The organism is Pseudomonas fluorescens HK44 (genome assembly GCF_000217955.3).
GTDB classification, from domain to species: domain Bacteria; phylum Pseudomonadota; class Gammaproteobacteria; order Pseudomonadales; family Pseudomonadaceae; genus Aquipseudomonas; species Aquipseudomonas fluorescens_AQ.
Map to the genome: position 1 here is coordinate 856,542 of NZ_AFOY02000015.1, position 15,502 is coordinate 872,043.

Here is a 15,502-nt window from a genome sequence, read left to right on the forward strand (position 1 = left end):
TAGACAATGTGAGAATTTTCCGATCAGCCATTGTCGAATAGCCACCACACCAGGGCTCCAAATCCAAGCCAGACCAGCTCATTAAATACTTCCGCCATTTCAATAACCGGCCTTGATGCCTTGCTTTCCTCCCATCTCAACGTGCTTTCTACACTCATCAAGCACGTTGAGAGGCATAACGCGAATAACAAGCAGAATACCCAATGGCAGGAGGATGGCATCGTCCAAATAGCCCAGGACAGGAATGAAATAAGGGATTAAGTCGATGAGGCTCTTCTGATGGCCAACCAGGAAGACCTGGCCCGCCTGATGACCCTGGAGCAAGGCAAGCCGCTGACCGAGTCCCGTGGCGGAATCGCTTACGCCGCCACCTTCCTGGAGTGGTTCGGCGAAGAAGCCAGTCGCCTCTATGGCGACATGATTCCCGGTCACCAAGTCGACAAGCGCCTGATGGTGCTCAAGCAGCCGATCGGTGAGAGGTAAATGCCAGGATCAGTTTTTGTTTTATGTTCATCTAGCTCGCCCTCCTTGTGAGGAGAGTACGTTACCGTCGGAGAGAAATATTTTGCAGATATTGCGTATTATGGTATACCACGCAAACCAGCCAGCCATTCTCAGTGACGCGCTTCAACCGGCTAGAACATCCGGGAGCGCCCAGGACAGGCTAACAACAAAAGATCCGAGGTAGCGTCATGAGATTTTCCTTGTTCGTGCACATGGAACGTTGGGACCAGAGCATCAGCCATCGGCAGCTGTTCGAGGACCTAAGCGAACTGAGCCTGATGGCCGAGGCCGGAAGAAAAATTCGCCGAGCGCCCGGAATTCGAGCTGGAAAACATCCGCAAGAACACCATGATTGGTACCCCGGAAGAAGTCGTCGCCCGCATCAAGTATTACCAGGAACTGGGCGTCGACGAGTTCAGCTTCTGGTGCGATAACAGCTTGCCCCACGCGGAGAAGAAAAAATCCCTGGAGCTGTTTATCAAACACGTGGTGCCAGCGTTTCGCTGAGCCCGCTGCCCCACCCCTCGGATGCGAAGCCTTGGGGTTGACTGATGTGTAGGGTCGATTTCCATGATCAATGGCTACCTCCAATCACTCGCCCTTCCCCCCAGCGCCGAGCAGGCTTACCTGCGCGGTGAATGGACCGCTTCGCATATCCATCTCAAGCGCCTGCGCGCCAGCGTTTCAGCCAAGCAGAATGGCTTCTGGCAAATAATTCACTGAGCCCACCCGAACAGAAATCCTCGCACGCCACGTCGCGCCATCGTGCGGCGTGTGCGGTGCATTGTGCTTCGGCTCATGATCAGGTTTGCCCAATGAACAATAAAAACGCGCTGTTGATCATCGACATGCAACAGGAGGACGGTTTCGTCCTGGAAAACTTCGACACGGTGGTGACCAATACTGCCGAACTGATCGAAACCGCTCGCCGTCAGCGAGTGCCTGTTATCTATACCCGCCATATCAATCAAGCCGACGGCGGTGACATGCCGCGCGGCGAACCGCGAGCAACTGACGGTGGACCGAGCAGTTACCGCGCCGGAACCCGGCAGGTTGAAATCATCGAACATCTGGCGCCGCAGTCAGATGATCAGGTGCTGGACAAGGGCCGTTACAGCGCCTTCCACAGCACAGATCTGGATGCCCGACTCAAAACGCTGGGAGTCGACACGCTGATCGTCAGCGGCGTGCTGACCGACGTCTGCGTGCTCAGCAGCGTGTTCGATGCCTTCGCGCGGGGTTATCACATTCGTCTGGTCAGCGATGCCTGCACCACGACCACTCTCGCGGGCCATTATTCGGCGCTGTTGATCATGGCCAACTGGGTTTATTCCCTGGAAATCCTGACCTGCGCTCAATGCCGGCGCGCCCTGGAAAAACGCGATTACGTGAGTTTGATTCCCGAGTATCCGGACCTGTTCGCCCACCAGCCACATGAACTGGAAAGCACCATCGCCCGTTTGCAAACTCACCTCACCGGGACTCAGGAGTAATCGCCATGCAAGTCGAAAAAAGAAGTATCGATTTCATCCCTGAATCTGAACGCCATGGTCAGCCAGGCTCTCTGTTTTTCATCTGGTTCGGCGCCAACATGAACATCACCACCATCGCTTCTGGCATATTGCCGGTGGTGATGGGGCTTGATCTTTTCTGGAGTGCTTTGGCAATCCTGATCGGCTCGTTGCTCGGGGCGATTTTCATGGCCTCACACTCTGCACAGGGACCAAAGCTGGGCATCCCGCAAATGATCCAGAGCCGGGCGCAATTTGGCGTGCTGGGGGCGGTGTTGCCATTGCTGTTTGTGATGCTGATTTACCTTGGGTTTTTCGTCAGTAACACCTTGCTCGCCGCCCAGGCGCTGGAGTCCGTCAGCCCTCTGCCGGCGACTGGCAATATCTACCTGATCGGGGCGTTGTGCTTCGTGGTCGCGCTGTACGGCTACCGGCTGATCCATCGCTTGCAGAAGCTTTTGTCACTGCTCTCGTTACTGGTGTTCTTCGCGGCCACGGTGCTTGCTTTGCAGCTGCCGATCCCGGCTGAACAATGGTTGCCAACTGGCTTCTCGTTGTCGAAGTTTCTGGTGGCAGTGAGCATTGCCGTGACCTGGCAGCTGTCTTATGCGCCCTATGTCGCCGACTATTCGCGCTACCTGCCAAGCAACACCCCAACTGCCAAAGTATTCTGGTACAGCTACGCCGGCACGGTCAGCGGCGGCGTGTGGATGATGATTCTCGGCGCAATCCTCAGCGTCGGTATCGGCGACTTTTCCAGCAACGTCGGTGGCCATGTCGCCGGACTGTTCGGCGGCGGCGCGGTGCTGTTGTTCGCCTTCATTCTCTATGGTCAGGTATCGATCAACGTCTTCAACCTGTACGGCGCCTTCATGTCGACCATAACCGTGATCGAACCCTTTGCCCGACTGAAGGTAACGCCTCGGGTGCGCGGCCTGTTCATGTTGGTGATCAGCCTGGTGGCCACGGCGTTGTGCACCATCAGTCAGGACAATTTCATCAACTTCTTCCTCAACTTCATCTTCTTCATGAGCTACTTCCTGATTCCCTGGACGGCGATCAATCTGGTGGACTACTACTGCTTGCGCAAAGGTCAGTACCAGATCGACGACATCTTCGATCTGAACGGGATCTACGGGCGCATCAACACAATCGCCTGCGGCAGTTTCCTGCTGGCGATTGCCCTGGAAATTCCGTTCATGAACACCACATTGTACGTCGGCCCAGTGGCCACGGCGCTGGACGGCGTGGACCTGGCCTGGATCGTCGGGCTATTGGTGCCCGCGCTGAGCTATTACTGGCTGATGAAACTGACTAAACACACGCTGGAGGTGAGCCCGGCACCTCGATAAAACACTGAAAAGCACGACGCCGGCTCAAGGCCGGCGTCGTGCTGTCAGCAACCGCATTAATGGTCGTAGCACTCTCGTTGTGCTCCGCCAGGTCCATCTCAATGTCCTCCATCCATTCATCGATGCGCAAGCCGACCAAGGCGTTGATCATTTTGAGAATGATCAAGCTGATAAACCACGACCACCCAAATAGGCATTGATGACCTGCAAAATCCCACCGGCCAGTTCATGTTTTTCCAGCAGGCACTGCGACAAATAGCCTGACACCTGGGGAACAAGGACCCTATCGGGCTGTAAAAGTCGTCGAAGTAATGGTGCAGATCGCTCAGATCGAGACATCGATCAATGCTACGTGGGAGGTGATTTTCCGGGATGTGATTTTCAAGGTTAAACGAGTAAAACAGCCGCTCCTGCCCACTCGATAACTGTCCCATCATTCTGCGTATCCTCCCGCCAACTGAGGAGTCGAAAATTAGACCAACCCCGGTAGCTTGATCTCCAGACGACGTGCCAGCAATCCGGCAAAGGCCAATACCGGTAGTATCGCCGTCGCAAAGGCTAGCCATAGCAGTGGAGAGAACCTTTGCCCGACAAGCGTGCCGGCCAGCGCGGGGCCGGTCATGGAACTCAAGGCGAAAGCGGCGGGAATCAGCATGATCGAGCGTCCGCTGGGGTCCAGGCGGGCAATCGCCGCTGTTTGAAAGATGCAGCCCCAGGTGAAGCCGACTTCCCAGATCCAGGCACCCAGGGCGTACATCAAGAACCCCTCGGCGCAGCCCAGCAGGATCAGCCCCAGGCTGATCACTGCCAACACCAGCAGATGCGGCAGACGCGCCTCCAGACGATCACCGATGGCGGCCAGCGTCAACGCGGCAACACCTCCCAGCAGCTTCAATACGGCAAAGACGATGCCCAGCTCGGTGGGCTGCAACGCCAGGCCGTGGCCCAGGCGTTCCAGAAACGCCCAAAGACCAATCTGCCCGGCACCGAACAGAAAGAAAAAAGCCAGCGCGGAATAAGCCAGTAACGGAAAACTGAAACGGGCGCAAAGGGAACGCTCGTCAATTGCGTCGACCGTACTGGCGAAATCGGTGCGCCGTGGCAATGCCAGTGCGCTCAGACTCAAAAACAGAATGATGGCAGCCAGCAAGAGCGCTGCTCCCGCATAGTGAAACCGTACAACGACCAACGACGGCAAGGCGAACAGCACCGCTGCAACCAGGCCAAGCTCGATGCCCTGTCGCATGCCCAAAGCGCGCTCTTTATCCGCCATTTCGCTCATGATGCGCAGCCCAAGGCAGGTCATCAGCGCGGCAAAAAAACCGATCAATGCCCACAGCGGCAATTGTGCCCCTGCGGGCAGGCGAGAGGACGCCAGCAAGGCCAGCGCCGCGCCAAACGCACAGCCAACGGTCAGATAGCGCCAGTTCAAACGATCGATGAACGCCACCGCAACCAGGGTGCCGCACAGGTACCCGGTAAAACAGGTGGAACCGAGCAGGCCGATTTCCCCGGCATCGAAGCCGAAACTATCAGACAGTGCGCCGAGCAGGATGGGTAATGTGTTGAAGGGCAAACCGCCGATGGTCGAAGCCAGGCTGGCTGCCAACATGATGGTCAAGGTTTTGCGGCGACTGATGGTCATTACCCTCTCCTGTCCGTGGTTCTATCAGCGCTGGTCGACCGTGATGATTTCACGGCGCTCGGCCATGCTCGCCGGAACGCTCGCTTCATCGGTGAAGAACTGTTGATACCACTCGCGCAGTTGGTAAACCGGGCCATCGCCCTCCGCCAGCACCGGATTGTTGACCCGCACTTTGTGAGTCCAGATATCGACATCCTGATAGAAGGACTCGCGGTTACGCAGCACATAGTCGATGGCCAGTGCCTCGTTTTGCTCATCCGTCCAGCCCGGCACCTTCTTCACCATGCAGCCAAAACGAAGTTCGAAACTGTTGGCCGTGATCGGCACATGGCAATTGAGCAGGATCGAGTGGATTTCCATTCCATCGAACATCGCCCGCATCCGCGTCAAGTGTGTCGCCGGGCCGTAGTAGGCCGACTCGGCCACCAGATCCCCACCGAGGCGCTCGGAATCGCCATGGAAGATCTGCTGGGCGATATGGCCTTCGAAAATATTGGAGAAATATTTGGTCGGCGTCCCATGGACGGGTCCGAAATGCTGAGCGTCCGCCAGGTTGTCGACCAACTCGCGCGGGTTGGTCTCGATCACCAGTTGGTCCATATGCCAAGAGTGCAGCCACTCCTCACTGTCCATTTCCGGCAGATGAGGGATGATCACGTTGGCGGCGGGCGCCTTGCCTTCGGGGTTGTTCCAGACGAACAGCAGATTATTGACTTCGCAGGTCTGCCATGCGCGGTTCCTGGCCTTGGGCGGAATACGCTTGCAGTATGGAATCTCTACGCAGCGGCCGCTGGCGTCGTATTGCCAATGGTGAAACGGGCAAACCACCCGATCATTTTCCAGGGTGCCTTTGGACAAGTCGGCACCCATGTGCGAGCAATGTGCATCGATCACACTGATCTGGCCGCTTGATGTGGCGAAAGCCAGCAGACGCCCGCCGAATACATTCAATGTGTGCAGCTTGCCGTCACGGTAGTTCTGCGCTTCACCCAGGCAATGCCAGCCACGGCCGAAGCGCGGCGCAAGTACATTTTCGACGTTGATTTGCGCGAGTTTGGTCATTCTTATTATTCCTCAGAAGAGAGCCGTTGTTACCTTCCCGACTCATCTTCACCGAGCATCCTCGCGCGCTCATCCTCTACATGGACTAGGCGCCTATCGCCAATCAGGAACGATACCGTGCTCAAGCGCAAATGGCTGGCAGGCGATGGTTCGACGCTGATGGTCGATGGCCTGCCCGGACGTCGCCAGCCAGAGCATCACGGCAGCGGGCACTTCAGGGGGCGCGGAGCCGGCACGGAGAGCGATCACACCACGATCACCGATGGTGGCCTTGAGCGCGTCGGTGGTGACCACGCCCGGATTGACCGTGTAGGCACGAATACCTGCATCCCCCAGCTCGACCGCCAGGATTCCCGAGAGGCGTGACACTGCTGCTTTGCCAGCACCGTAGGCATAGCCCCAGCCGCCCTTGCCCGCGGCCACGGGCGGGTCAGTTTCTCCAGCACCCGAGGTTACATTGATGACGACTCCGCCACCCTGCTCGACCATCCCTGTCACCACCGCCCGGGTCAGTAGAAAAGGCGTCATCACATAGCCCTGAAATACCCGTTCCAGGGTTTCAGGCTGCAGTTGCATAAACGGCAGGTTGAGGTCGCTGCCTTGGTAGATAGCATTGTTGACCAACACATCGACACGGCCAAATTCCGCGAAAACAGCTGCGCTTGCGCCCAGCACGGAAGCGCTGTCGAGCAAATCCATGGGCACGACCAATGCCTTGCGGCCAAGGGCACGAATCGCCGCAGCAGTGCCATTGAGACTGCCGGACAATGGCGAGCCATCGGAATTGCGCAAGGCATGGTTATGGCTCTCGCCTTCATCCAGGGTCCGAGCACTGATAGCCACATCGAAACCGGCACGGGCGAACGCCAGTGCCGTTTCACGGCCAATGCCACGACTGGCGCCAGTAATGAATGCCACCTTATTCATGATTCTTCCTTATCAAAACTTTTGCGGGCGGACCATTGCATCCATACCGCCATCAATGAACATCACGCTGCCATGGATAAAGCCGACGTCAGGCGACTGCAGAAACGCCACCAGTTTGGCGATTTCTTCCGGGCAGCCCGATCGGCCCAATGGTGCGACGAACTCGCGAACGGCCTTGCCGAAGCGCGCATCGTCCAGCGATGCCTGATGCAACGGCGTCTGCACCGCACCGGGAGCCACTACGTTCAGGCGCACTCCCAGGCTGGCCCAGCTCACGGCCTTTTGTCGGGCATTGCAGGTGACTGCGTACTTGGAGCAGGCGTAGGCAATGTGTGGCTGGCCGAGGGTAATGGCCAGCTCCAGCGCCAGGTCCTCGTCGCCTGCGAGCATGGCCGCGACCATGGGCTGCTGCTCGACGCCAGGCTGAGTCGATGCGACCGAACCAATCACCAGCGCCGCCGGGTTCTGGCCCTTCGCGAGGGCATCGAGCAAACCGTCGAGCAAATCACTCACCCCAAAATAGTTGACCGCCAGAATGACGCTACTCGACGGCGCGGTCACTCCCACACCCGCACAGCAGACCAGCCCGTCAAGAATCCCGTCACTGTGTTCAAGTACCGCGGCGATAGCGGCCTGACGCCCCGCGAAAGAGGACAGGTCGGCAATCACCTCGGCGTTGGCCCGATCGATCCCGATGATGCGGTGCCCGGCGGCACGCAACGTTGCGCAAACTGCTGCGCCGATTCCAGAAGCGGAACCACTGACGGCTGTAACTGGCATAGGGTTTCTCCTTGAGGGTTCAGGCCCAGTATCGGCAGGCGAGCTGGCCAACGACTACGTCCGCTTGGACTACAAACGAACACGCTCCGGTTGCCAGGCGGCAGCCGGAGCTTGTGGGGAAAAAAGGCTTGGCGTAAAGAAAATCTAATGTGGGATGCCATCAGGGTTTGAGCCTGAGACCGCAGAGCCGCCATCGCGGATTCACATTCGACATGGATGTCGACTGTCAGACCGCTATCGCAAGCAAGCTCTGCTCCTACAGTTCTGTATCAGGCGCTGCGAAGCGCCGGGCGGGCTAATTTTGGTGCAGGGACAACCACCCTCTCAGGGACGAGCAGTGAGGGTTTTGGCTTTCCCAGAGCGACCACGCTGTTGAGAATAATCCGTACCAGTTCCGTCTGGCGCCGTACACCGGTCTTGGAAAAAATCGAACGCAAATGGGCGCGAGCGGTATTGCGGCGGATATTCAGCTGTTCCGCGGCCTCCTCCAGAGACAATCCATTGGCCAACTCCATGGCCAGTGCGGTTTCCGCCTTGGTCAGGTTGAACAGCTGCTTGGTCACCACTTCACTGGCAATGGATTTGCCCACCGCGTCGCGGATATACACCACCGCCGCCGGTTTGCCCTTGCCATCAGCCCAGTGCAGGGTCGAAATTGCTTCCACCACCAAGCCCAGGCTGACTTGTCCGGAAGGCCGTGTCACTGACATTGCTTCAGCTGTCGTGCCGCCTTCCTTGACCTCAGTGGCAAAGGCATTGCGGACCAGGCGCTGCAGTTCGCGGTTGTCACTGGGATAGGTCGCTTCCAGACGCCCGCCCACCAGTTTCAAACCATCGGCGCTTTCGAGCATCTCCTCGGCGACCGGGTTGAGTTGCAAGACCCGGCCGGTTTCGTCGAGCACCAGGGTCGCCACTGACAACCGGCTGATGGCCTGAGCGAACAGTTCGCTCATCGACTCGCTGCGATCAAGCAGATTGTGGACGTGTAACGCCCGGCGTATGTGCGGCAAGAACATGGTGCATAGCGCACGTTCGGCAACGGAAAATTTTGGCGAGGTTTTAGGCCGGGTGATACGAAAACGAAGCTTGCCGCCATCCGGTGTGGAGATGTCCGCGCCCATCACGTGGTACACCCCTTGCGGGCCGCAGAAGGCCTTGAAATAAGCCGAGCTAACCCATTCCGATTCGCTCATCACATCGTCTACCGTGAACACCTGATCCAGCGCCTGACCGGCAAACGGAGTATTGGTTTGCGGGTAGGCCAGGTAGCTGACTTCGCCTTCACCTTCCATGTCGCCGGCAACGATCATCAAGCCCATATCGGGTTGATCCGGCACCCGCAGGATCAAGGTCACGTAGTTGGCATCATAAAGGGTGCGCAGATTGCGCAAGGTCTGCGCCATCAGCTTGGGGCTGAGCGCGCCATCGTAGATGTCAGACACCGTTCGGTCATAGTCTGCCAATTCCAGGCCCATGCTCGCCAGTGTCTGAAGGTTCAAGATAGCTTTTTCCACAGCCTTTTCCTCGCTTGGGGCACGGCGCGTTGGCCGGCCCTTTTTATTTTTATGAAGCTGGCTCATCCACCGGTATTTCAGCGTCCCCCACGATCCTTGGCGGCGGTACTGTGCTTGAGCGGGTAGTGACCCGATGACGCCTGGGCTCGCACCGTTGTGTCCACGACCAGTCGACGTCCCTGGTTGAACCAGGCGGCGAGTGCCGGCAAGAGGAAAATCGCCCCCAGTACATTGACCAAGAACATGAACGACAGCAATACCCCCATGTCGGCTTGAAACTTCAAGGGGGCAAATGCCCAGGTACACACGCCGATGGACATGGTCAGCGCGGTAAAGACTGCCGCCGTACCGCGTTGACACATCGCCTGGTAAAAAGCGTTACGCAAGTCTGCCCCTTCAGCCATTTCATGCTGGATCCGCTCGTACAGATAAATCCCGTAGTCGACCCCAACACCCACGCCCAGAGCCATCACTGGCAGCGTCGCGACTTTCAGACCGATGCCAAGCGTGGCCATCAGGGCGTTGCACAGAATCGCCACAATCGCCAACGGCACCAGAATGCACAGCACCGCCCGGAAAGAGCCAAAGGTCAGCCAGCAAAACAGACCAACGGAGCCGAACAACGCTGCCAACATGACAATTTCAGCCTGTTTGACCGCATCGTTGGACGCCGCCATCACCCCGATATTGCCGCCCGCCAGCAGGAACTGGACATCCGGCGCCTGAACCTGAGCGATGATCCGCTTGGCCTCCTTGACCACATGCGCCACCGTTGCCCCATCATGATCGGTGAGGAACACCAGGATCTGCATCTGTTGGCAGCCTTCGGTCACCAAACCGTCATCAGGCATATAGGCCCGGGCACCCTGGCTCAAACCACGGGCCGAACCGGGTATGGCGGACCAGCGCGGATTACCTTCGTTGTTGCCGGCAATCACAATCTTGCTCATCCCCGCCACACTCTGAACAAACTGCACACCGGTCACGCTACGAATCTGGAAGTCGAAAGCTTCGACCGCGCGCATGACCTTCGGCGACAGGCAGGCCTCCTCGATGCCCTTGACCTGAACGAAGACCGACATCACATCCAGGCCAATGGAATAGCTGCTAATGATTTTCTGGTTGTCCTGGTTGTAGCGTGAGTCGGCACGCAGTTCCGGTGCGCCGCTGCCGATATCCCCCACCTTCAGATCCCGTGCCTTGTAAGCGCCAACCCCCAGCAACACAAGGCTGATGGCAAACACCGCCAGGGCCGGGCGTGGTTCGGCCAAGGCCGACAGCCGCCACCACAGTTGGTGCCGGCCCTGCACCGACTTTTGGCCGCGCTTGAGTGCACTACGCTCCAACTGCAGGTGCGAAATGATGATCGGCAGCATCAATTTGTTGGTGATGATCATCAGCATCACACCGATGCAGGCCGTGACACCCAGCTCATGCACGATGGGAATGTCGATGAGCATAATCACCGCAAAGCCCAGGGCATTCATCAACAGCGCCAGGGAGCCCGGAATGAATATTCTGCAGAATGCGGTCCGTGCCGCCTGCACCGAGTCGTTGCCAGCCATGACCTCCTGCTTCCAGGCATTGGTCATCTGCACCGCATGGGAAACCCCGATAGAGAAGATCAGGAACGGCACCAGAATCGACATGGGATCGATGCCCAACCCAAACAACGGCAACAGCCCGAGCAGCCAGACCACCGGCAATAATGCAACTAACAGGGCGACGACGGTCAAGCGCAGGGATCGCGAATAGAGCCAGAGCAAAAGTCCGGTAATCAGAAACGCCACGACGAAGAAACCGATCACCGTGCCCAGCCCTTCGACCACATCCCCCACCAGCTTGGCGAAGCCGACAATGTTGATTTCAATCTTGTCGTTGCTGTATTTGGCGCGAATATCTTCCAGACGCTGAGCGACTTCAGCATAAGACACTGACTTACCGGTCTGCGGATCCAGGTCCTGCAAATCGGCACGCACCATCGCCGACTTCAGGTCGTTGGCCACCAGGCGGCCGACCTGCCCCGAGCGCGCGGCGTTGTTGCGTACCTGCGCCAGGTCCTCGGCAGAGCCGGTAAAGCGCGGCGGCACCACAACATCGCCGAAAAATCCGTCTTCGGTGATTTCGATGTAGCGCACGTTGGCGGTGAACAACGAGGTCACGCTCGAGCGGCTGACCCCGGAGATGAAGAAGACTTCGTCGGTCACCTTGCTCAAGGTGTCGAGGAACTCCCGATTGTAGACATCCCCCTCGCCCTTCCAGCGCACGCTGACCAGGAAGCGGTTGGCACCGGTGAAGTATTGGCTGAACTTAAGGAAATTGACCATGTACTCATGACGCACCGGAATCTGCTTATTGAAGCCCGGATCCAGCTGGGTGTGGGTGGCGCTGTATCCCAACCCCAGTGTTACCAGGACAAACACCACCAGCAATGACTTGCGCCAGACCATCAATAAATCGGCACATCGCTCGACCGTGCGTGTCACCCGGTTTTTCACTTTATTCATGATCTGACTCTCACTTGCCAAGTGCAGCAACGCTGCCATCGGAACTCTGAAATACACCGCGCTCACCGCCAACCAGCAGCTTGTGGGCGTTGATCAGCACTGCCGAAGTCAGCGTGCCAAATCCGGCCAGACGACTGACGCCAACCAGCCGACCACTGCCGTCCAGATGCACCAGTGAGCTACCGGCCCCAACAATCAACAGTCCACCGTTGTCCGGCAGCAGTACATGCCCATACAGCGGCAGCTGATTGCCGACCTTGATCGGTTCCCAGTTCTGACCGAAATCCTGGCTGACAAACACATGCCCGCGCATGCCATAGGCCACCCAACGATCAGCGCTCAAACGAACGACACCGAACAGTGAGCCCTTATAAAAAGGCACCAGGGTTTGCCAATGCTGACCCGCATCTCTGGTACGCAAGACCAGGCCTCGCTCTCCCACCAGCATGCGTCGCCCATCGGCACCGCCATCCATGCTGTTGAGGTGAGCACTATCGACCTCAAGGGGCATCTTGTGCCAATTCAAACCGGCATCATCGGATTGATAGAACTTGCCGAAACTGCCAAAGGCCAGCACCTGATTACCACCTGCGGCCCAGATGCCCAGAAGCGGTTCAGCCAGTTCGCTGTCGTAGCGAACCTCTTGCCAATCCGAGCCGGCATTGTCTGAACGCAGAATCCAGCCGTCATGGCCGACCGCAAGCAGTTGTGTGTCGGACAATGCGACCAATGCGGTGAGCGACAGGTTTCGTTGAGGGCTGACAGCGGCCTGATGCCAGGACACTCCTTGATCGTCACTGAGCAGGATGCTGCCGCGTTCGCCAACGGCGACGACCCGATGGGGCAGGTTCAGCAGCCCGTTGATCTGCATCCGATCCGCGCGCCCCCCGCTTTGTGTGATCAGCGGCTGCGAATGGGGGGAGAAGGTAAACGCAATGGTTGCCGCAACGATCAGGCAAACCAGATACACGATCACTGAACGCATGATCGAGTACCTCGCGCAAGATTCAGGTGCTCGACTAATTTCATGCGGCCTTTCCTCTTGTTCTTTTCTTGTTTTTTATTTACTGCGTAGCCTGCACGCAACGCACGAATCGGCTTTCGCTGGCGTCGATCATCGGACTGCTCCGGACTCGCCACATCGTCCAAATGGCCTAGTAGCCTGCGTGGCTAGCCCGGAGCATCAGCGTCTATCAGCAGAGCTCGAATAACCCCGCCGCGCCCATACCGCCGCCAATACACATCGACACGACGACGAAGCGGGCGCCGCGCCTACGGCCTTCCAGCAGGCTGTGACCGACCATCCGTGCACCGGACATGCCGAATGGATGACCAATGGAAATGGCACCGCCGTTGACGTTCAGGCGATCATTGGGGATCTCGAGAAAGTCGCGGCAATACACCACCTGGCAGGCAAAGGCTTCGTTGATTTCCCACAGATCGATGTCCGAAACGGTCAAGCCAAAACGCTTCAACAGCTTGGGAATGGCCAGGGCCGGGCCGATGCCCATTTCATCCGGCGCGCAACCACTGACCGCAATGCCGCGGTAGATGCCCAACGGCTGGATGCCACGCTGCCTGGCTTCGGCACGGCTCATCAGCAACACCGCGGCAGCGCCGTCGGAAAATTGCGAGGCGTTGCCGGCAGTAATGAACTCGCCTTGCTCAACCCACTGACCGTCCTTCCACACCGGCTTGAGCGCCGAGAGATCCTCCAGACGGGTCGAAGGCCGGTTGCACTCGTCACGCTCGGCAATAACGGCTTCATGGCCGCTGGGTTTGCCTTCCTTGTCGAAGCACAGCTTGCGCGCCGCCAAGGGCACGATTTCTTCGCTGAACAAGCCTGCGAGCTGTGCCGCCGCCGTGCGCTGCTGACTTTGCAGGGCGTATTGGTCCTGGACCTCACGGGAGATGCCATAGCGCCGGGAAACCAGCTCGGCGGTTTCGATCATCGGTATGTAGGCCGTCGGCATGCATTCGAGCACTGCTTCGGACTGCGCCCGGTAGGTGTTTTTGTACTTGTTCTGGGTCAACGATAACGACTCGACACCACCGGCCACGGCAATCGCCATTTCACCGGTCATGATGCCCTTGGCCGCCACGCCGATACTCATCAGGCCCGAGGCACACATGCGATCCAGGGCCATTCCCGGCACGCTGTCCGGGAGCCCGGCGGTGTAGGCACTCAACCGGCCGATGTTGTAGGCCTGGGTACCCTGCTGCGCCGCCGCGCCCATAATCACGTCTTCCACCGAGCCCGGCTCGATACCCGCACGCTCGACCACGGCACGTACCACATGGCCACCGAGCACCGGTGCTTCGGTGTCGTTGAAAGCACCGCGAAAGGACTTGCTCATGGCGGTCCGGGCGGTGGAAACGATCACCACTTCATTCATGTCCAGGCTGTTCATGTTCACGGCAGACTCACTTATCAATAGGGTTGAAGGTGTAACGACTGATGGTGTCGACCACACAGCCTGGGCGCTCGCTGCCCTCGATCTCGACGGTGATGCGCACCGTCGCTTGCAAGGATTGGCCGAGGTTTTCGACGGTCACTACCTGGCCATGCCCGCGCACTCGCGAGCCGACCTTGACCGGCGCCGGGAAGCGCGTGCGATCACTGCCGTAATTGACGCCCATGCTCAGGTTGTCGATGCGCATCAACTGCGGCATGAACAGATTGGCCAGCGCCAGGGTCAGGTAGCCGTGGGCGATGCAGCCACCGAATGGGCCGCTGGCGGCTCGCTCGGGATCCACATGAATCCACTGGTGGTCACCCGTGGCCTCGGCAAACAGGTCGATGCGTTCCTGAGTCAGCAACAACCAGTCGCTGCGACCCAGGTCGAGGCCTTGGGCGCCGAGCAACGCTTCAGCGCTGCGAAATACGGTGATCATGGGGATGACCTCAGGCTTGTTGCGAACTGACCGGCAACACTTCACCGACCATGTAGGAGGCGTAGTCGCTGGCCAGAAAGACCATGACGTTCGCCACTTCCCAGACTTGCGCCGCCCGGCCAAAAGCTTCGCGACTGGCCAGTTGCTCCAGCAGTTCGGTGCTGGAGGCCTTCTTCAGGAAGTCATGCAAGGCAATCGACGGCGCCACGGCATTGATCCGCACCCCGCTCTCGGCGGCTTCCAGCGCACTGCAGCGGGTCAGCGCCATCACCCCGGCCTTGGCCGCGGCGTAATGAGCCTGTTCCTTCTGCGCCCGCCAGCCCAATACCGAGGCGTTGTTGACAATGGCTCCGGCACCGCGCCGCTCCATGTGCGGCAACATCGCCCGGGTCATGCGGAAGGTCCCGGTCAGGGTGATGTCGAGCACCGACAGCCACTGCTGGTCGGTCATTTCAGTGACCCGTACCTGGCCACCGAGACCGGCGTTGTTGATCAGCACATCGACGCCACCCAGAGCCTCTTCGGCAGCGGCGACCAGCGCCTGTACCTGGGTTTCATCCGTGACGTTGCACAGCTGGCCATAGACCGCCTGTAGCCCGGTTTCCTGCTTCAGACGCTCGACCGCTTCTTCCAGGCGACGCGGGTGAATATCGGAGATCATCAGGGCGCGGCAGCCTTCTTCGGCGCAGCGTTTGGCGGCGGCATAACCGATGCCGGCACCGGCGGCAGCCGTGATCAGAATCGATTTACCAGCCAGCAACTGGTGACCCGGCACATAAGCGGGAGCTTGTCTCATGGTTGAATT

The 15,502-nt window shown here is 58.6% G+C and carries 14 protein-coding genes and 4 pseudogenes; 5 read left to right on the forward strand and 13 right to left on the reverse strand.

The genetic code is table 11. The features are described from left to right. Positions 1–147: 147 nt before the first annotated feature. Positions 148–291, reverse strand: a pseudogene (locus HK44_RS29820) (YkvA family protein); the annotation flags it as partial. On the opposite strand from HK44_RS29820, the pseudogene HK44_RS29825 reads away from it, so the two are divergent. The 5 genes and pseudogenes from HK44_RS29825 to HK44_RS16650 all read left to right on the forward strand — a co-directional run. Further along, positions 274–474 (forward strand): annotated as a pseudogene (locus HK44_RS29825) (aldehyde dehydrogenase family protein); the annotation flags it as partial. The pseudogenes HK44_RS29820 and HK44_RS29825 sit on opposite strands and share 18 nt — an antisense overlap. A gap of 312 nt (positions 475–786) precedes the next feature. Continuing rightward, positions 787–1,011: pseudogene (locus HK44_RS16635) on the forward strand (LLM class flavin-dependent oxidoreductase); the annotation flags it as partial. Between the two features lie 63 nt (positions 1,012–1,074). After that, a complete protein-coding gene (locus HK44_RS16640; protein WP_019690367.1) occupies positions 1,075–1,227 on the forward strand; it encodes a hypothetical protein in 153 nt (50 codons plus the stop codon). 92 nt (positions 1,228–1,319) lie between these two features. Beyond that, positions 1,320–1,997, forward strand: coding sequence for an isochorismatase family cysteine hydrolase (locus HK44_RS16645; protein WP_019690366.1), 678 nt, complete (start codon positions 1,320–1,322; stop codon positions 1,995–1,997). A 5-nt stretch (positions 1,998–2,002) separates the two neighbouring features. Then, positions 2,003–3,367 carry a purine-cytosine permease family protein gene (locus HK44_RS16650; protein WP_019690365.1) on the forward strand — a complete coding sequence of 455 codons (1,365 nt, stop codon included), beginning with the start codon at positions 2,003–2,005 and terminating at the stop codon, positions 3,365–3,367. Here the strand turns inward: HK44_RS16650 and HK44_RS30580 are convergent. The 12 genes and pseudogenes from HK44_RS30580 to HK44_RS16710 all read right to left on the reverse strand — a co-directional run bounded on the left by HK44_RS30580 (position 3,330) and on the right by HK44_RS16710 (position 15,493). Then, complete coding sequence (locus HK44_RS30580) at positions 3,330–3,518, reverse strand: hypothetical protein (RefSeq protein ID WP_141651750.1); 189 nt, start codon at positions 3,516–3,518, stop codon at positions 3,330–3,332. The two genes, HK44_RS16650 and HK44_RS30580, sit on opposite strands and share 38 nt — an antisense overlap. 130 nt (positions 3,519–3,648) lie before the next feature. After that, positions 3,649–3,804 (reverse strand): annotated as a pseudogene (locus HK44_RS16660) (IS5/IS1182 family transposase); the annotation flags it as partial. Between the two features lie 35 nt (positions 3,805–3,839). Continuing rightward, positions 3,840–5,012: an MFS transporter gene (locus HK44_RS16665; RefSeq protein WP_019690363.1), complete on the reverse strand. Its 1,173-nt coding sequence runs from the start codon at positions 5,010–5,012 to the stop codon at positions 3,840–3,842. 24 nt (positions 5,013–5,036) lie between these two features. Then, complete coding sequence (locus HK44_RS16670; protein ID WP_019690362.1) at positions 5,037–6,074, reverse strand: Rieske 2Fe-2S domain-containing protein; 1,038 nt, start codon at positions 6,072–6,074, stop codon at positions 5,037–5,039. Positions 6,075–6,167: 93 nt separating this feature from the next. After that, positions 6,168–7,001 (reverse strand): SDR family NAD(P)-dependent oxidoreductase, encoded by an 834-nt coding sequence (locus HK44_RS16675; RefSeq protein ID WP_019690361.1) that lies wholly within the window; start codon positions 6,999–7,001, stop codon positions 6,168–6,170. Positions 7,002–7,013: 12 nt separating this feature from the next. Then, positions 7,014–7,781: an SDR family oxidoreductase gene (locus tag HK44_RS16680; RefSeq protein ID WP_019690360.1), complete on the reverse strand. Its 768-nt coding sequence runs from the start codon at positions 7,779–7,781 to the stop codon at positions 7,014–7,016. 269 nt (positions 7,782–8,050) lie between these two features. Continuing rightward, a complete protein-coding gene (locus tag HK44_RS16685; RefSeq protein WP_020723514.1) occupies positions 8,051–9,295 on the reverse strand; it encodes a helix-turn-helix transcriptional regulator in 1,245 nt (414 codons plus the stop codon). 77 nt (positions 9,296–9,372) lie between these two features. Continuing rightward, complete coding sequence (locus HK44_RS16690; protein WP_024265007.1) at positions 9,373–11,802, reverse strand: efflux RND transporter permease subunit; 2,430 nt, start codon at positions 11,800–11,802, stop codon at positions 9,373–9,375. Between the two features lie 10 nt (positions 11,803–11,812). Beyond that, the gene (locus tag HK44_RS16695) at positions 11,813–12,787 is read right to left on the reverse strand and encodes a WD40/YVTN/BNR-like repeat-containing protein (protein ID WP_019690357.1); all 975 of its coding nucleotides are present in this window, start codon (positions 12,785–12,787) and stop codon (positions 11,813–11,815) included. Positions 12,788–12,995: 208 nt separating this feature from the next. After that, positions 12,996–14,198, reverse strand: coding sequence for an acetyl-CoA C-acyltransferase (locus HK44_RS16700; RefSeq protein ID WP_024265008.1), 1,203 nt, complete (start codon positions 14,196–14,198; stop codon positions 12,996–12,998). 28 nt (positions 14,199–14,226) lie between these two features. Continuing rightward, positions 14,227–14,697 (reverse strand): MaoC family dehydratase, encoded by a 471-nt coding sequence (locus HK44_RS16705; protein WP_019690355.1) that lies wholly within the window; start codon positions 14,695–14,697, stop codon positions 14,227–14,229. Positions 14,698–14,707: 10 nt separating this feature from the next. Then, positions 14,708–15,493 carry an SDR family oxidoreductase gene (locus HK44_RS16710; protein WP_024265009.1) on the reverse strand — a complete coding sequence of 262 codons (786 nt, stop codon included), beginning with the start codon at positions 15,491–15,493 and terminating at the stop codon, positions 14,708–14,710. Positions 15,494–15,502 lie beyond the last annotated feature (9 nt).